Raw genomic sequence first — 18,003 nt, forward strand, 5'->3', positions numbered from 1 at the left:
CGAGACGGCGGCCCTTTGAACACAGAGAGTCATCACTATGTCGGGAACCGGGATAACCAAACCGAATTCGAACAGCCTGCCGAGCGGCTATCGATTCAATGAATTCGAGATCCAGGAAGCGATCGGCGAAGGCGGCTTCGGCATCGTCTACCGCGCCTACGATCACCAACTGGAACGCACCATCGCCATCAAGGAGTACATGCCAACCTCGCTGGCGAAACGCAACGACGATCTCAGCATCGGGCTGCGCGGCGAACGCTTCGGCAAAACTTTCCAGGCCGGGCTGAACAGCTTTATTCAGGAGGCGCGTCTGCTGGCGCGCTTCTCGCATCCCGGTCTGCTGCACGTATTGCGCTTCTGGGAGGAGAACGGCACCGCCTATATGGGCACCCAGTTTTACAGCGGCACCACGCTGAAAAACCTGCAGGCGCAGCAGCCGGAGAAAATCGACGAGGCGTGGATCCGCCGGTTGCTGCCGCCGCTGTTCAGCGCCATCAACACCATCCATCAGGAAGGCTATCTGCACCGCGACATTTCGCTGGATAACATCCAGATCCAGGAGAGCCAGCTGCCGGTGCTGCTGGACTTCGGGTCGGCGCGCAAAGAGATCGGCAACCTGTCGGACGAAACGGAGATCATGCTCAAACCGGGCTTCGCGCCGATCGAGCAGTACACCGAGAACAGCGACGGCGAACAAGGGCCGTGGACCGATATCTACGCGCTCGGCGCCGTGCTGCACACGCTGATCGTCGGTTCGCCGCCGCCGGTCAGCGTGGTGCGCAGCATCGAAGACAGCTACCAGCCGCTGACCGAGCGCCGCCCCGCCGGCTACTCGCCGGAGCTGCTGCGCACCGTCGATCGCGCGCTGGCGCTGAAGCCGGAAGACCGCCCGCAGACCATTGACGAAATGGCCGAGTTGTTGCATCTGCCGATCGCCGATGAAAACGAAATCATCAGCACCCCGGCCGCCGCGCCGGAGAACTTGCTGGTCGCCGCCAACCCGGCCGCCGCTGCGGCCGCAGCCGGCACCGTTACCGCGCGCGGCACCCAATTCTCGCGCCCGATGATGGCCGGCGCCGGCGTCGCCGCGCTGCTGGTGATCGGCGCGATCGCCTGGCTGAGCGGCGGCAAGGACGATGCCCAGGCCGTCGCTCAAAACAGCGAGGCGTCACCGGCGCAGAAAACCCTGACGCAGCAGCCGAGCGCGCCGCAAACCGCGCAGCCTGCGGCGGCGGAACCTGAAAAAGCGGCGCCGCCGGCGCAACCGGTGGCGTTGGTGTACTTCAAACTGCAACCGGGTGAGCAGGTCAGCCTCGACGGCAAGCCGCAGCAGGTGACGCCGGGCGAAAACGGCTTTGCCAGCCTGAACCTGGCGCCGGGCCGCTATCAGCTGGAGATCCGTCACAACGATCGGCTCCGCCGCCAGCAGCTCAGCATCGACACCGCCGGCACCTGGCTGGTCAACCCGGCCACTGCCGGCTAATCCCGTTCTGAAACTCCGCCTCGGCGGGGTTTCACCTATTTCATGAGACTGACGAGCAACTGCCCCTCATTGGCCGCGCGGCAAGGCCGCTGCAACGCCGGAGTATGCAGGGCATGACGTCAATCACAGAGGACGTTCTCATGTTGGATCGCATTATTGCGCACACGCCGCTGGGCCAGGAGCAACTGCTGTTTCGCTCGCTGGACGGTATCGAAGCGCTTTCCACTCCTTTCGACTTCTCTATTGAATTGCTGAGCACCGACGCGCGCCTCGATCGCAAAGCGCTGCTCGGCCAACCGCTGACGCTGGAAATTCCGACCCAGGGCTTTCTCAGCGCCCCGCGTTACCTGAACGGTAAGATCACCGCCATCGCCGTCAGCAGCGAAGAGATCGGCGGCACGCGCTACGCGGTGTACAACCTGCACGTGCAGCCGGATCTGTGGCCGATGACCAAAGACCGCAATTTCCGCATCTTCCAGGAACAGACGGTGCCGCAGATCGTCAAGACCCTGCTGGCGGAGCACAACGTGCAGCTGGAAGATCAGCTGACCGGCGACTATCGCCTGTGGGGCTACTGCGTGCAGTACAACGAAAGCAGCTTCAACTTCATCAGCCGCCTGATGGAGCAGGAGGGCATCTATTACTATTTCAAACATGAAATGGGCAAACACACGCTGGTGCTCGGGGACGCCCCCCACCATCACCAGCCCTATCCCGGCTATGAGATGATCCCCTACCACCTGACGCCGTCGGGCGGCAGCACCAGCGAGGAAGGTATCAGCCAGTGGACGTTGTCCGATCGCGTCACGCCGGGCATCTACAGCCTGGACGACTACGATTTCCGCAAACCGAACGCCTGGCTGTTCCAGGCGCGGCAAAACCCGGTCTCGCCGACGCCGGGGCAAATCGACGTTTACGACTGGCCGGGCCGCTATACCGAGCATCAGCAGGGGGAGTTCTACGCCCGCGTGCGCCAGGAAGCCTGGCAGGCCGAACATCAGCAGATCCGAGGCACCGCCACCGCCATGGGCATCGCCCCCGGCAGTACCTTCACGCTGTATAACGCCCCGCATGCCGACGACAATCGCGAATATCTGACGCTGCAGGCCAGCTACCATCTGAAAGAGAATCGCTACGCCAGCGGCGACGATCAGAGCAGCGAACACCGCATCGACTTCATCGTCCTGCCGGCGGACGTGCCCTGGCACCCGCCGCAGCAGGCCACCTGGCCGAAAACCCACGGACCGCAGACCGCCCGGGTGGTCGGCCCGGCCGGCGAATCGATTTGGACCGACAAATACGGCCGTATCAAGGTGAAGTTCCACTGGGATCGCTTCGGGCCGAAAGACGACGGCAGCTCCTGCTGGGTGCGCGTCTCCAGCGCCTGGGCCGGCCAAGGCTACGGCGGCGTGCAGATCCCGCGCGTGAACGACGAAGTGGTGGTGGACTTTATCAACGGCGATCCGGATCGGCCGATCGTCACCGGGCGCGTCTATAACGAAGCCAGCATGCCGCCGTGGGCGCTGCCGGCCGCCGCCACCCAGATGGGCTTTATGAGCCGCACCAAGGACGGCACCGCCGACAACGCCAACGCCCTGCGTTTCGAAGACAAGGCCGGCGCCGAACAGGTGTGGATCCAGGCGGAGCGCAACATGGACACCCAGGTGAAAAACGATGAAAGCCACACCATCGCTAACGATCACACGCATCTGGTGGGCGGTAACCAGATCAAACGGGTGGTGCTCAATCAGGCGACCGGCGTCAAAGGTGAATCCTCCGCGCTGACCGGCAAAACGCGCAGCGACGCCGTGGTCAATGCCTTTACCCTCGGCTCCGGCGAATCGCTGCGGCTCGAGTGCGGCGAAAGCGTGATCGAACTGCTGGCGGACGGCCAAATCAACATCACCGGCACCAGTTTCAATATCACGGTAAAAGAGGATGGCGCGATCAACACCGGCGGCCAGCTGGATCTCAACCAGCCTGGCGGCGCCGCGCGCACCGCCGCACCGGGCGGTGGCCATCAGGCGGCAATCCAGAGCGCCGTCGATCAGCTGTTCCCTAAAGAGTAGGTAATTCGTTCGCCGGGAAAGCCGGTTAACGCCGCCCCTCGGGCGGCGGCAGCGGCGCCGGCATCTATCACGCAAAATGCTCAATCGACAACAAAACCCGGCAGAATTGATAATCGGGTTGTTGAATCGGTCATGGCCTCTGAAGGGAGTGCTGGAGAACAAGGTGGGCGCCGTGAGTTATACGGATTCAGAAAAGGAAATGGCAATGCTTATGACAAAATCCTTGCTGCTCGTAACCAATACGGCCAAGGCAGCGCTGAAGAGTTTGAGGAAGTATCCAAAGCAATGAGCGCATCAGCGAAGTCTGCAGGTGCACTGAACTTTTCTGATCCAGGAAAACAAGGGGCAATAACTTCATTGGCACATATGCGTGGCTCATCTGGCGCACAAGCGATCCTGAACTCCATGGAGTCCGGACGAATAGTTAAGGCTGATACCTTAACGTCGGAGGCAATAGCCAAAATTGAAAGTATGTCGGCGGAAAGCTTTCAGGATAATTTACTTAAAGCTCGGGTAGAATACGATAGAGCAATATATGGAGATACCATCACGACGCAGGGTGGTAAACAGTACAACTGGTGGGCACGTTATGGTAATGGCCTTCAAAAGCGGTATGCCCGGGAAGCAGAAGAATTTTTAAAATTATCAAACGAGTGATTTATGTTCAAAAAAATCTTATTACCTACATTGTTTGCTGCTTCTTTGCTTTGCTCCATTGAATCCACATCAGCGATAGACCTGTTACAATATAACAAAACCAACACAGTAAGCGGGCTGGTCAACGATAAAGCGGTCACTGACAATCTTAAAAGCATACTGGGTCAAGACTATGAAAAGTACATCAACAACTTTGATGTGTTCGGTGAACCTCATTCAACCCCAGGTGGTGGGTTATTTGTTGAAGGATGGCTAAAAGATCTTTATCTGGAAAATGCCTCTGCTCTGGTCATCAATCCCGATGGGAAAATTTATGCCGCCTGGGTTGTACCTGATTCTGATATCATAAATTACAAATCATCTGATAAAGATTCCCCTATTAATAATGATATTCTGCATTGGGCTGCACGCTTCAAAGACATGCATTTTTCCTCAGACAGCAAAAGAAATAAGGTGAGGACTGAGGAAGAATACTTTGACACACAGTCATTCTCTATCAAGCTCATGACTGTTTGCATCAGTAAAGGAAACTGTAATGATGCTACTTATTATGGAGAGCGTAAAAAAGATGGTGCTGCTGTAACTTTGCAGGGAAAAGTGACACGTGCTGATTGCAATACAGCCCCATGCCCAATAATCAGTTATGAGTTTAAAAATGCATCGACGACCTACATGCTCAGTAAAATTGATAACACACTGACAGTTATAAAGAACGGTAAGATATTAATGAATCAAAAAGGAACTTGGGGGAAATAGCCACCACAACCGCCACCGAGTGATTCCAAGGCACTTGATTCCAAGGCGCTAAAGTGAGACTTGGCCTATCTACCTACACTGTATAGATATCAAACGGCCTATACGTCAGTGCGAGTGACACTCCCTCCTCTTGTCACCGCTCCTAAACCGAACAGGAATGACAATCACAGGCTGAATCGATATCCCCTATCGATTCAGCCTTCTTTATCATTTCCCCTTCACCACTTTTTCACCGTCTGGTAAATCTCGAGGTCGAAATAGCCGTCGGCCTCGCAATCGTTGAGATAGTGTTCATAGCTCACCCCCTCAACCGGCTGATAGCCGCTGGCCGGCAGCAGCTTCTGGTAAAACTCGCCCCATACCCGTTCGAAATCGCCATCGCTGATGCGTACGCGGTAAACCGCGTACTGCCCGGCGGGCAGCGTCTGCACGGTCATACCCGCGCTGCCCGTCGGCAGCGCGAAATCGTCCGCCACGCTCATCACCACGTCGGCGCGCAGCTTTTCCGACGCCACTTCCGCCGGATCGTCCCAGTACAACACCAGCCATTTGCCGAACGGCACGTCGTGACGCTGCCGCCATGCCAGCAGTTGCTGCGAACCCTGCGGGATGGTCTGCGGATACGGCCCCACCACTCTTACCCCCACCACCTTCTCCGCCGCTTTATCGATAATCCTCACGCTCATCGCCCTTATCCTCTCTCTTTATCTCAGGCGCCGATTTCGGTACGCACGTCCAGCAGTTCGGGGAAAAAGGTCAGGTCCAACGCCTTTTTCAGGAAGCTGACGCCGCTGGAACCGCCGGTGCCCGACTTAAAGCCGATGATCCGCTCCACCGTTTTCATATGGCGGAAGCGCCACAGATGGAAACTCTCTTCGATATCCACCAGCTTCTCCGCCATTTCATACGCTTCCCAATAGGTCTGCGGGTTGTCGTAGATCACTTTGAACGCCGGCAGCAGATCCGGGTTGCGCTGATAGGGCTGCGTCCAGTCGCGCTTGAGGCACTCCTGCGGGATCGGCAAACCGTGGCGCGCCAGGTACAGCAAGTATTCGTCGTACAGGCTCGGCGCTTCGAGGATCGCTTTCAGCGCCGCGTGTTTTTCCGCATCGCTGCTGAACACCGCCAGCATGGCGGCGTTCTTGTTGCCGAGCAGAAACTCGATCGACCGGTATTGATGCGACTGGAAGCCCGAGGAACTGCCCAACACATCGCGAAACTCGACGTATTCCGACGGCGTCAGCGTTTCCAGCACCGCCCACTGTTCGAACAGCAGCCGCTGGATCTGTTTGACGCGCGCGAGAATTTTAAAACAGTGGCTGAGTTTGTCCTGCTGCACCAGCCGCAGCGCCGCCTGTAGCTCGTGCAGCATCAGCTTCATCCACAGTTCGGAGGTTTGGTGCTGTATCACGAACAGCATTTCATCATGATGCGGCGGATTGGAGAGCGGGTGCTGGCAGTCCAGCAGTTGGTCCAGGCACAGGTAGTCGCCATAGCTCATGCGTTTGGAAAAATCGGTGACAATCGCGCTTTCTAATTCCCGTTTGTTCATCTGTGATCTCCGTTGCGCCCAGCGCCCCATCGGCCTGGAACGTGCCGCAAAGAGAAAACAATAGTACAGAACCCGCCGCCCCGAAGGGCGATAAACGAGAGATGCTTCGCAGATCTCACTCATCCGCGTCACCCCATGGCCGCCGCCCTTTGCTGTTTAGTAAACAACCAGCCCTGCGCCTGACGACTCTCACAAATGCGCGATCCCGTGCGGGTTTCGCCCCGGTTGCGGCTTGCCTGCGCCCGCCTTCCCTTATAGATTGCAGGCTAACGGCAGGCAGCAAGGGATCGGCAAATGGCAAATATTCGTGATGTCGCGCGGTTGGCCGGCGTGTCCATCAGCAGCGTGTCGAACCTGCTGAATAATCGCAGCCACCAGATGAGCGCACAGACCCGTCAGCGCATCGAACAGGCGATGGACACCCTGGGCTATCGTCCGGCGCGCACCGCAGTGAACCTCGCGCCACAGGCGAAGATCATCGGCCTGCTGCTGCCGTCGATCGTTAACCCGAGTTTTTCGGCGCTGGCGCACGCCGTCGACAGCGCGGCGCGCGCTCACCGCTACCGCGTCTTGCTCGGCAACGCCTACAGGCAGGAACAGGAGGAAGCCGCGTTTATCGACGATATGTTTCTGCATGGCGTGCGCGGCATCATCGTGGCGGCGAGCGACATCCGCCAGACCCATTTTGTCCGGGCGGCCGAGCGGGGCATGAAGATCGTCAGCTATGACAGCCCGTTCGCCGAGCCGATGGCCGCCGACAGCCGGTTGTTCGACAGCGTGTCGATGGACAATCTCGCCGCCGGGCGTCTGGCCGCGCAGCACCTGCTCGAACGCGGCTGCCGACATATTGTGTTCGCCACCGAAGCGGCGCTGACCGTGGGGCGCAGCCACAAGATCGACGGTTTTCTGAGTGCGCTGGGGCACAACTTGAGCGAACGCCAACGGGTGATCGAAGGCAAAGCCACCAGCGCCTACGGCGACACGGAGATGTTCGAATTGGGGCTGACGCTGGCATCCCGCATCCTCGCGCTGACGCCGCGCCCGGACGGCATCGTGGCGATTAACGATGCGCTGGGCATCGGGCTGATGGTGGGGCTGCGCGCCGCCGGCGTCCAGGTGCCAGCAGAGATTTCGGTGGTCGGCATCGACAATATCGCGCTTGCCGGCCTGGCCGAACCGGGGTTGACGTCGATCGGCCCGCCGCTGGCCGAGATGGCGCAGCTGATGGTCGAACGCCTGATCGGCCGCATCAACAATGATTCACAACCGCCCGGCGAGTTTCTCTTCCCGCCGACGGTCATCAGCCGGCGTTCCGTCAAAACCGCCGGTTAATACGGTAAAAACGGCTTACCCAGGCGATGCGCAGATAGCATCGTCCGGCTCGCCGCAGCCAAAATCAGAAAAAACAGCGTCGTCGCAATAAATAAACGGCGCGACGCTTTATGCACGCAACGTCGTTATTCAGCACGCCGCTCATGACTTTGGGCCGGGCCGCTATTATTCCGATTAACCACATGGGAAAAACCATGATGAAAAAAACAATGCCAAAGGATATTGAACGCAGTGCCATCAGGAAATTGACGCTGCATATTGTCCCCCTAATGATCTTGTTGTATTTCCTGGCCTTTCTCGACCGCAACAATATGGCCTACGCCGCCAAAGCGTTGGAAGATAATCTGGGATTGACCGCCTCGGCTTTCGGCTTCGCTTCCGGAATTTTCTTTATCGGCTATTTCCTGTTTGAAATACCCAGCAACGCCGGCACCATTAAATTCGGCCCGCGCATCTGGTTCGCCAGAATATTAATTTCCTGGGGCATCTTCGCGACCCTGCTCGGTTTTGTGCGCACGCCGCTGGAGCTGTATATTTGCCGTTTTATGCTGGGCGTGTGCGAGGCCGGTTTCTTTCCCTCGGTGGTGTATTACTTCACGGTCTTCTTCCCGGAAAAATACCGCACCAAAATTCTCGGCATGTTCATCATCGTCCAGCCGCTGTCTAACGCGGTCGGCTCGCCGATTTCCGGCTTTATTCTCAATATTCAGCATGACTGGTTCGGCTTCGCCCCCTGGCAGCTGCTGTTCATCCTCGAAGGGCTGCCGCCGATCGTCATCGGCCTGCTGATCCCCTTCCTGATCAAGAACTCGCCCAAGGACGTCGGTTATCTGAACGTGGAGGAAAAAGCCTGGCTGATGAGCAACGCCGGCCGCTCCAAATCCGGCTCAAAAATCACGCTGGGCGACTTCCTCAAGGGCATTAAAAACAGAAAGTACCTGCTCTACGCGCTGCTCAACTTCGGCATGGTATGCGGCATTTACGGCTTCGGCACCTGGCTGCCGTCGATCATCAGCGCCATTTCCGGCAGCGATATCTTTCGCGTCAGCCTGCTGGCGCTCATTCCCTACGGCCTGGCCGCGCTGCTGGTGTATCCGTGGAGCCTGTGGGCCAGCAAAACCAAAAAGCTCGGCGTGTTCGCCGGCCTCAGCATGGTGATCGCCGCCATCGGCCTGATGGGCGCGGTGACATTTTTTAAATACGACCCGTTCGTCGCGCTGTCATTCCTGTGCATTGCCGCCATCGGCATCTACACCGCCGTGCCGCCGTTCTTATCCATGCCCGCCAATATCTCCACCGGCGCGGCCGCGGCCGCCGGGCTGGCGGTGGTGAGCTGCATCGGCAATATCGGCGGTTTTGTCGCCCCCTATGCGGTGGGCGTGCTGAACGATCTGACCGGCAGCAGCGCGCCGGGGCTGTTTTTCCTGGCCTCGTGCCTGCTGGCGACCGGTTTGATCTGCATTTTCTACTGCGCCAAACAGCGTGAAGGCGTCATCAATTCTTAACGAACCAATAAGGAGTCAATCATGGGCGATCTTGCGGGCAAAAAGGTCTTTATCACCGGGGCGGAACAGGGCATCGGCCGCGCCACCGCAGAGCGGCTGATCAAGGCCGGGTGCGACATCTATTTTCACTACCACAGCGACGAAAGCGGCCCCAAGGCGCTGGTGGCGCTGGCCCATTCACTCGGACAAAAGGCCGCCTACGGCTACGCCGATCTCATCGACACCGACGAAACGCTGCGCTGCGTCTCGGCCGGCGCCGAGTTTCTCGGCGGCATCGATATTCTGATCAATAACGTCGGCGGCATCGTCGGGCGCAAATGGCTGGGCGAGATCGATCGCGCCTTCTGGCAAATCGTGATCGACGTAAACATGACCACCATGCTGAACGTGACCCAGAGCGCGCTGCCGCACCTGAAGGCGGCGCCGAACGGCGCCAGCATCATCAACCTGGCCTCGCTGGCCGGCCGCGCCGGCGGGCACGCCGGCTCGCTGGTCTATTCCGCCACCAAGGGCGCGGTGCTCACCTGGACGCGCTCGCTGGCGGCGGAGCTGGGCGAGCACGGCATCCGGGTGAACGCGGTGGCGCCCGGCCTGATCCTCGGCACCCGCTTTCATAATCGCCATACCACCCAGGCATCGGCGGAGGAAACCGTTCGCAGCATCCCGCTGGGCCGCGCAGGCACGCCGGACGACGTGGCCCGCGCCATCGCCTTCCTGGCGGCGGAATACGACGGCTTCATCTCCGGCGCCACTCTCGACATCAACGGCGGCATCTTCCGCATGTAGTTCAGCTGCGGGCGGCACAGCCGCCCCCTATTCAGGAATCGCTTTATGATCAAATCCGCCATCACTCACCCGCCGCTGCTCGCCGCGCTGGCGCAATGCGGGCATAAAACCCAGGTGCTGATCGCCGACGGCAATTACGCCTGCGTGACGCACGCGCCGAAAGACGCCACCGTGGTCTATCTGAACCTGGCGCCCGGCACGCTCGCCGCCCCGCCAATCCTGGAAAAACTGCTGGCCTGCATCAACGTGGAAAGCGCGGCGCTGATGGCCTGCCCGCCGGACTTCACCAACACTATCGAAGCCGAATACCGGCAACTGCTGCCAGAACATTGCCCGATCGAGCACCTGCCGCGCGAGGCGTTTTACGCCGCGGTCAAATCGGATCGGACGCTGCTGGTGATCGCCTCCGGCGAACGGCGCCGCTTCGCCAATCTGCTGCTGACGGTGGCGCCGGTGGTGTGAAAGAGGTAGAGGGTGTGAGGGATAAAATGAGGGGGCCAGCCCCCTCATGCCGTTACAGGTCAGCGACCCACTTCTCCAGCTCCCCCGCACGTTCCGCATCGATATAACTGGTGGCCCAGCCAAACAGGTAAGCGAAGGCGAAAATGCCCACCGTCGACGACACCAGCGTCGGCGCGAAAAACGCGGCGATAGCGGAGAGCGTATACCCTGCGCCGATCGACAACCCGAGCGCTTCGAGCTGGTTGCGGAACGCTTTCCAGTTGCCGGTTGAGAAACCTTCAATCGCGGCGTTTACCAGATCCGCGCCCTTGATCGCCCAGTCCACCCCGGTGAAGACCTTGCCCAATACCCGCGCATTGCGGGCATACTGTTCCGCATCGATCATTTTCAGCCAGGCGACAATCGCCGCTTTGTCCTGCGCCTTGAGCTTTTTGTTCAGGCCCTTCGTCAATTGCTCGTAGGTTTTCTCCGCATCTTGCACGTTGCGGATATATTTTCCTTGAATTCCCGCCTCCAAATCCTTGGCGAGTTTGGCGTATTTCGCGCCGATCTTTTCCGCGATATCTTTATTGATACCTGCGGCCAGGCTGACGCCATCCTTGATGGCTTTTAATTCCGCATTTTGATATTCGACGAATTCCTTAACGATCGTTTTTACCGAGCCGGGTGATTTTACCGGCTTGCCGTTGGCATATTTCACCTCCATGGCATTCAGGTTATCCCCTCTCACCACGGCGATAAACGCGGGCCGGTTCTTATTGGCCTTATAGTAGAGGTTGTAGGTCGCCACTCCGTCTTGCTTTTCCACCTTCAAATGATGAAAACCGTAGTAACTCCCGGTCGTGCGGGTCGTCGAGAATTCGCCGGTTTTGCCGTTGCCATGCCAGCCGCTGACGGGCCGATCGCGATGCGAGTCTGTCACGAAACTGCCTAACGAAGAGGCGCCGATCTGCCCGGTATTCAGGCCATTGTTGCCGCCTTTGCCAGGGGGTGAGGGCTTGCGCGCATGGCCGGTTTCGATATCCCCGATCGCCACTGTCACCCCCTTGGCGTTGACCCCCATCACCAGCCCCCCCAGGCCAATGTGCTTCGCCTGATCGGCCGTCAAACCGGTGGCGGAAAGGCTCAGCGTGCCGGATGGGCTGACGCTTTCAATATGCAATTTCGCATCCGGGTTAATTCTGCGCGCCGCCTTAATCACCGCCTCCAGCTTCATGCGCAGCGCCGGATCGTTTTGGATCGCCGCTATCTGTTGCTGTTCCGGGCTGTTGCCAACGCCGGCGCCGCCGCGATCGCGATCGCCGGAATGGCCTTTATCGCCGCCCCCCGGCTCAGGGCCCGTACCGCGTTCAGAACTCCAGTTAGTCCCATCTCCTTTACCACCATAATTAAATCCAGGCATATGCTTTCATCCTTATTTCGTTTTATTTTTAAGATGCCGATATTCTCGTTTAACGCGGATTGACACGCGCATTATCCCTATCGGCAAACCGTTTTTAGCTGCCCGTCATTTATAAAAAACCGCAGAAATAAGGACAACGGATGGCGGCTGTCTGGTCGGTGAAACAAATAGGATCGCGTCTGCATAACCTGAATATATCGCCGCGGGTCACGCCTGGATGGCTGCGACCTGTTCAGAAGTCATTGGCACACGCCATGAATTGCAATTACAATCATCGCACTTGCAACTCAAAGGGAATGCTCCGCATGTCGCCTCAACGTATAACAATGCCTGCCGCCTCCGCCAGGACCAGAACCCTGGCCGAAGCCTGTATCCGCAAGATGGCCTCCGTCAGCCAGAACGCCGGCGCGGCGCTTCCCTCTTCCACCGCCTGGACGGCGGAAGCCTTGAGCGAACTAAACGCCAGTGGCAACATCTGGCTCATCGACGGTAGAAGGCGCGCCGAACCGCCGAGCTCCCGCTACGCCACCGCCTGGCCGCTCTGGTTTGGCCATCAATCAGAACGTTATGAGAAACCGTTGTTTTACGTCGTCAACACCCCTTCGGTGGACATGCTCCGCGGGCTTGAGCCGGAAACCAATCGCAAGGGGATTTTCATCAGCGATGCGGATACCGGCAGTACCGACTTGCCGAAAGGCGTGCAGGCCTGGTTCCCGCTCCAGCTCACCGCCATGCCGGACTGGCTGCCTTTCGATCCGGCCAATGCCCGGGAAACCGGCGCGATACTCCATCACGCCCTGCACGCGCTCTATCTGGAGGGAACGAGAAAGATGGTGTATCTCGCGACCAACGCAGACAATGATGCCCCCGCTTCCGGTGAGCCGTTTGTCGCAGAGCAGGCGTTCAAGGGGATGTATCGTGTCGCGGCGGCGGCGGACTCGCCGTTGCAGGTTCGCCTGTGCGGCGCAGGCAGAACGCTCGCCCGCGTTCAGCAGGCGGCTGAGGTGTTGAAAAATTGGGGCATCGCGGCCGAAATCTGGAGCTGCCCCAGCTACACGCGGTTGGCGCAGGATGCTGAACTCGCCGACATGCAGCGCCAGGACAGCGGCGGCGAATGCCATCTGAAAACGTGTCTGGGCGCCGGGAATGCCCCCGTCGTCGCCGTTACCGACTACTCGCACCTGATTGCCAACCAGCTCAAGCGGTTCATTCCCGCACGCTTTGCCGCGGTGGGTTCGGATTCTCGCACCCGGGGCGAAATTCACTATCCGCAGGCGGAATGGATTGCGCTATGTGCCCTCAAACTGCTGGCCGACGAGCAGAAAATTCCCTCGACGCTGATCGCCGATGCGCTGCGCGTTCTGCACATCACGCCCGATGCCTGATCACGCTCTGGCCAGCTGCATCGCGTTGTCCAACGCGTCGGAGAAGCGTGCGATCTCTTCTTCGCTGAACTGATTGAGAAAGTGGGTTTTGACCACCGCACGGTAGATCTCCCACATTTTTTTCCGCAGGGCCTTGCCTTCCTCGGTGATGGTGGCGAAGGAGGCCCGACGGTCGTCATCCGAACGAAAACGCGTGACCAGCCGCTCTTTTTCCAGGCGATCCATCAGGCGGGTCAGGTTATAACGCTCAATCACCAACACGTCCGCCAGTTCATGCATGCGGCGCGTGCCGTTTTCCCCGCTTTCCAATCCCCATAACACGTCATACCAGGCGTACGCCGGCAGCCCCGCCTCCGACAATTGCGTTTCTATCTTTTTGATGATTGCCCGGTGCGCGCGCACGAAGGAGAACCACAGGTCGGGTTGTTTATCTGTCATGTCAGTTTTCTCGTCAAAAGCGGTGAGTTGCAATTGCAATTGTAAAGGGATAGAGTGGCTTTCACCATTATTGCATTTGCAACTCTTGCATATGCAATTCAATAAATTCCTGTATCGCTCAGCGCCTTATCAGGTAAGTACATTTGGAGCTTTTATGAACCAACCCGCGGTAAAAGCAGATCTTGACCCACAAGAGACGGCTGAATGGCTTGAGGCATTTGAAGGCGTCGCCGACATCGACGGCCGTGAACGCGCGCATTTTTTGTTGGAAAGAATGGCCGAAGCCGATCAGCGAAAACACGGCGATTTCTTCAGCATGGTCACCACGCCGTACGTGAATACGATCCCGGTCTATAAGCAGCCGACGTATCCCGGCGATCTGGCCGCGGAAGCGCGCATCAATGCGTTTATTCGCTGGAACGCCATGGCGATGGTGCTGCGCGCCGGCAAACATTCCAACGTCGGCGGACACATCGCCACCTACCAGTCGGCCGCGGTGCTTTACGACGTGGGATTCACGCACTTTTTCCGCGGACGCACCGATGAGTTTGCCGGCGACATGGTGTATATCCAGGGCCATTCCGCCCCCGGCATTTATGGCCGCGCCTATCTCGAAGGCCGCATCGACGAGGAGCTGCTCGACAACTTTCGCCGCGAATCCGCGCGCCGCGGCCTCTCCTCCTACCCGCACCCGCGGCTGATGCCGGATTTCTGGCAATATCCCACCGTTTCGATGGGGCTGGGGCCGCTGACCGCCGCCTACCAGGCGCGCTACATGCGCTATCTGGAATACCGCGGGTTGAAACCGCACCAGGGGAGAAAGGTGTGGGCGTTTCTCGGCGACGGCGAGATGGATCAGCCGGAATCGCTGGCGGCGATTGCGCTGGGCGGGCGAGAAAAACTCGATAACCTGATCTTCGTCGTGAACTGCAACCTGCAACGGTTGGATGGCCCCGTGCGCGGCAACGGCAAGATTATTCAGGAGCTGGAAGGCACCTTCAAAGCCGCCGGCTGGCAGGTGATCAAGGTGATCTGGGGCAGTGGCTGGGACAAACTCCTGCAAAAAGATCGCTCCGGGCTGCTGATGCAGCGCATGATGGAGTGCGTCGACGGCGATTACCAGACCTTCAAGTCGCAAAGCGGCGCCTATGTGCGGGAGCATTTCTTCGGCAAGTACCCGGAGTTGCTCGCGCTGGTCGCCGATCTGAGCGACGATGAGATCTGGGCGCTGCACCGCGGCGGCCACGATCCGCAAAAGGTGTACGCCGCCTACCATCAGGCGATGCATACCCCGGGCAGGCCGACGGTGGTATTGGCCAAAACGGTCAAAGGGTTCGGCATGGGAGAAGCCGGTGAAGGGCAGAACATCAACCATCAGTTGAAAAAAATGAGCCAGGATGCGGTGAAAGCCTTCCGCGATCGTTTGGGGCTGACGCTCCCCGATGCGCAGCTGGAAGCGATCCCTTATCTGAAGCCCGAGCCCGACAGCGCGGCGGCGAAGTACATCACCGCGACGCGCACCGCGCTGGGCGGCTACATCCCCGCCCGCTTCGGCCAATCCGCCCCGCTGGCGATACCGGCGTTATCGCGCTTCGACAGTCTCCTTAAGGGCAGCGGCGAGCGCAACATGTCAACCACCATGGCCTTCGTCAATATCCTCGGCGCGCTGCTCAAAGACCCCAACATCGGCAAACTGATCGTGCCCATCGTGCCGGACGAGTCGCGCACGTTCGGCATGGAAGGCCTGTTCCGCCAGATTGGCATCCATTCCTGGCTCGGCCAGCTGTACACCCCGCAGGATGCCGGGCAGCTCAGCTACTATAAAGAGGCCAAAGACGGCCAGATTTTGCAGGAAGGCATCAACGAATCCGGCGCGATATCGACCTGGATCGCCGCCGGCACCGCCTACAGCAACCACGATGTCGCGACGATCCCGTTCTATATCTTCTACTCCATGTTCGGGCTGCAGCGGGTGGGCGATCTCGCCTGGGCGGCGGCCGACGCGCGCACCAAGGGTTTCCTGCTCGGCGCCACCTCCGGCAGAACCACCCTGATGGGCGAAGGCTTGCAGCATGACGACGGCCACAGCCACGTGCTGTCTTCCGTGATCCCCAGCTGCGTCTCCTACGATCCGACCTATGCCTATGAACTCGCGGTGATTGTTCAGAGCGGCATGCGCAGGATGTTCGTTGAGCAAGAGGATATTTACTACTACATCACCTTGCTCAATGAGGGATACCCGCAGCCGCCGATGCCGGCGGGCGTAGAGGACGGGATTATCCAGGGGGCGTATTTGCTCAAACAGAGCGCAGCGACAACCCAAGAGAGCCCGCGTGCTCAGCTGGTCGCCAGCGGCGCCATCATGCGCGAGGCGCTGGCGGCGGCGGAGCTGTTGGCCGTGGACTTTGGCGTCGCCAGCGATATCTGGAGCGCCACCAGCCTGAGCGAGCTGCGCCGCAACGGCATGGCGGCCGAACGCTGGAACCTGCTGCATCCGGAAGATCCGCCGAAAGTCCCTTATATACAAAGCCTGCTGGCGGCGCATCCCGGCCCGGTAGTGGTAGCGACGGACTATATGAAGATCGTCGGCGATCAGATCAAACCGTTCTTGCCCGACCGCACCTTTATCGCCTTGGGCACCGACGGTTTTGGCCGCTCGGACACCCGCGAGGCGCTGCGTGAGTTCTTCGAGGTCAACCGCCATTTCATCGCGCTCGCCGCCCTGAAGCTGCTGGCTGACGAAGGCCGTATCGCCCGCAGCGAGGTCAACCGCGCCATGGCGCTGTACGGCATCGCCCCCGATAAACCGGATCCGGCGGCGGTGAAGTAACACTCAGCCTACCCACGCCGCCGGTTGTCACCCGCGGCGTTTTTCTTCCTTCGATTCGGCAGCGCGCGGCGCCCGCTCCCCCAACCGCACCAGCGGGATATCCGCCAGCCGGGTGGTGTAAGCCGGCGACAGCATGTCGCGCTTCATTTGCCACGGTTTGACGATCCCCTGCCCGGCGAACCACACGCGCCCGCGCCCTTCCTGATTCAGGCGATCGAGGGTCGCCATCAGGCGCTCGCTGTTGCGGCGCGGCGGGCAGTCGTCGAACAGGTCGATCTGCGCCATGGCGGCGGCGCTGAAATCCCCCAGCATCACGCCGCCCTTCAGATAACGTCGCCCCTCCTGCCAGATGCTTTCCAGCGCACGTACCGCCATGGCGATGATGTCGCGGCTGTCGTTACTCGGGGTTTGCAGCCGGGCGGTGCCCATATTGCTGTAATAGCCTTCGCCCGCCGAATGCGGGCTGGTTTTGATAAACACCGACACGTTGCGGCAATAGCGCTTTTCCTGTCGCAGCTTTTCGGCGGCGCGTTCGGCATAGCTGCAGATCGCCTCGCGCATGTGCGGGTAGTGCGTCAACCGCTGGCCGAACGAGCGGGAACAGATGATCTGCTCTTTCGCCGCCGCCTCATCTTCCCATTGCAGGCATGACTCGCCGCGCAGCTCACGTATCGTGCGCTCCAGCACCACGCTGAAGGTTTTACGCGCCAGCCGGGTATCGCAGTCCGCCAGCTGCAGCGCGGTGTGAATGCCCATCGCCTGCAGCTGGCGCGTCAGGCGGCGGCCCACGCCCCACACTTCTTCCACCGGAAGCAACGCCAGCAGTTTGCGCTGGCGCGCCGGATCGGATAAATCCACCACGCCGCCGGTGCCGCGCCATTTCTTGGCCGCGAAGTTGGCCAGCTTGGCCAGCGTTTTGCTCGGCGCAATGCCAACCCCGACCGTCAAATGCAGCTCGCGCCGGATGCGATCGCGCACCCGCTGGCCGAACGGTTCCAGCGCCTCGCAGCGCGCCACGCCGTCCAGCCGCAGAAAGGCTTCGTCCAGTGAATAGATCTCCACCGCCGGCGCCATCTCCTCCAGCGTGTCCATCACCCGGCGGGACATATCGGCGTACAGCGCGTAGTTGGAGGAGAACACCGCGACGTTGCGACGGCGCATCTCCTCTTTGATCTTGAAATAAGGCGCGCCCATCGGCACGCCCAGCGCCTTCGCCTCGGCGCTGCGGGCGATCACGCAGCCGTCGTTGTTGGACAACACAATCACCGGCCGCCCCCGCAGGTCGGGCCGAAAGATGGTCTCGCAGGAAGCGTAGAAGCTGTTGACGTCTACCAGGGCGAACATGG

At 59.7% G+C, this 18,003-nt stretch carries 15 protein-coding genes; 10 read left to right on the forward strand and 5 right to left on the reverse strand.

Going from position 1 to position 18,003, the window contains the following annotated elements:
• The first annotated feature begins 37 nt into the window (after positions 1–37).
• The 4 genes from HWW83_RS04480 to HWW83_RS04495 all read left to right on the forward strand — a co-directional run bounded on the left by HWW83_RS04480 (position 38) and on the right by HWW83_RS04495 (position 4,965).
• Complete coding sequence (locus tag HWW83_RS04480) at positions 38–1,483, forward strand: serine/threonine protein kinase (protein WP_033643565.1); 1,446 nt, start codon at positions 38–40, stop codon at positions 1,481–1,483.
• Between the two features lie 140 nt (positions 1,484–1,623).
• The gene (locus tag HWW83_RS04485; RefSeq protein ID WP_042784895.1) at positions 1,624–3,552 is read left to right on the forward strand and encodes a type VI secretion system Vgr family protein; all 1,929 of its coding nucleotides are present in this window, start codon (positions 1,624–1,626) and stop codon (positions 3,550–3,552) included.
• Positions 3,553–3,684: 132 nt separating this feature from the next.
• Entirely contained in the window at positions 3,685–4,209 is a 525-nt protein-coding gene (locus HWW83_RS04490; protein ID WP_146035835.1) for a hypothetical protein, read from the forward strand.
• 3 nt (positions 4,210–4,212) lie between these two features.
• Positions 4,213–4,965, forward strand: coding sequence for an Ivy family c-type lysozyme inhibitor (locus HWW83_RS04495; RefSeq protein ID WP_033643567.1), 753 nt, complete (start codon positions 4,213–4,215; stop codon positions 4,963–4,965).
• A 218-nt stretch (positions 4,966–5,183) separates the two neighbouring features.
• Here HWW83_RS04495 and sbmC read toward each other — a convergent pair whose 3' ends face one another.
• Complete coding sequence (sbmC, locus tag HWW83_RS04500) at positions 5,184–5,651, reverse strand: DNA gyrase inhibitor SbmC (RefSeq protein ID WP_033650839.1); 468 nt, start codon at positions 5,649–5,651, stop codon at positions 5,184–5,186.
• A gap of 23 nt (positions 5,652–5,674) precedes the next feature.
• Positions 5,675–6,517, reverse strand: coding sequence for a tryptophan 2,3-dioxygenase (kynA, locus tag HWW83_RS04505; RefSeq protein ID WP_033643569.1), 843 nt, complete (start codon positions 6,515–6,517; stop codon positions 5,675–5,677).
• Between the two features lie 294 nt (positions 6,518–6,811).
• Here kynA and HWW83_RS04510 point away from each other — a divergent pair, with 294 nt between their 5' ends.
• The 4 genes from HWW83_RS04510 (at position 6,812) to HWW83_RS04525 (ending at position 10,602) form a co-directional block, all read left to right on the forward strand.
• Complete coding sequence (locus HWW83_RS04510) at positions 6,812–7,849, forward strand: LacI family DNA-binding transcriptional regulator (protein ID WP_033643570.1); 1,038 nt, start codon at positions 6,812–6,814, stop codon at positions 7,847–7,849.
• 269 nt (positions 7,850–8,118) lie between these two features.
• Positions 8,119–9,354 carry an MFS transporter gene (locus HWW83_RS04515; protein ID WP_226772921.1) on the forward strand — a complete coding sequence of 412 codons (1,236 nt, stop codon included), beginning with the start codon at positions 8,119–8,121 and terminating at the stop codon, positions 9,352–9,354.
• Between the two features lie 21 nt (positions 9,355–9,375).
• Positions 9,376–10,140, forward strand: coding sequence for an SDR family NAD(P)-dependent oxidoreductase (locus tag HWW83_RS04520; RefSeq protein WP_122016283.1), 765 nt, complete (start codon positions 9,376–9,378; stop codon positions 10,138–10,140).
• 45 nt (positions 10,141–10,185) lie between these two features.
• A complete protein-coding gene (locus HWW83_RS04525; RefSeq protein WP_033643572.1) occupies positions 10,186–10,602 on the forward strand; it encodes an RbsD/FucU domain-containing protein in 417 nt (138 codons plus the stop codon).
• Between the two features lie 52 nt (positions 10,603–10,654).
• On the opposite strand, the gene HWW83_RS25770 is transcribed toward HWW83_RS04525, so the two are convergent.
• Positions 10,655–12,004: a colicin-like pore-forming protein gene (locus HWW83_RS25770; protein WP_176589013.1), complete on the reverse strand. Its 1,350-nt coding sequence runs from the start codon at positions 12,002–12,004 to the stop codon at positions 10,655–10,657.
• Between the two features lie 305 nt (positions 12,005–12,309).
• Between HWW83_RS25770 and HWW83_RS04535 the strand changes: the two genes are divergently transcribed.
• Positions 12,310–13,389, forward strand: coding sequence for a transketolase-like TK C-terminal-containing protein (locus tag HWW83_RS04535; RefSeq protein ID WP_033643574.1), 1,080 nt, complete (start codon positions 12,310–12,312; stop codon positions 13,387–13,389).
• Here HWW83_RS04535 and HWW83_RS04540 read toward each other — a convergent pair whose 3' ends face one another.
• Entirely contained in the window at positions 13,390–13,827 is a 438-nt protein-coding gene (locus HWW83_RS04540; protein ID WP_033643576.1) for a MarR family winged helix-turn-helix transcriptional regulator, read from the reverse strand.
• Positions 13,828–13,981: 154 nt separating this feature from the next.
• Here HWW83_RS04540 and aceE point away from each other — a divergent pair, with 154 nt between their 5' ends.
• Positions 13,982–16,657: a pyruvate dehydrogenase (acetyl-transferring), homodimeric type gene (gene aceE / locus HWW83_RS04545; protein ID WP_164119675.1), complete on the forward strand. Its 2,676-nt coding sequence runs from the start codon at positions 13,982–13,984 to the stop codon at positions 16,655–16,657.
• A gap of 27 nt (positions 16,658–16,684) precedes the next feature.
• Here the strand turns inward: aceE and umuC are convergent, their stop codons facing one another.
• Positions 16,685–18,001, reverse strand: a complete 1,317-nt coding sequence (gene umuC / locus HWW83_RS04550; protein ID WP_047025430.1) for a translesion error-prone DNA polymerase V subunit UmuC — start codon at positions 17,999–18,001, stop codon at positions 16,685–16,687.
• Positions 18,002–18,003 lie beyond the last annotated feature (2 nt).

The sequence above is a fragment of the Serratia ureilytica genome, assembly GCF_013375155.1.
Lineage (GTDB): Bacteria > Pseudomonadota > Gammaproteobacteria > Enterobacterales > Enterobacteriaceae > Serratia > Serratia ureilytica.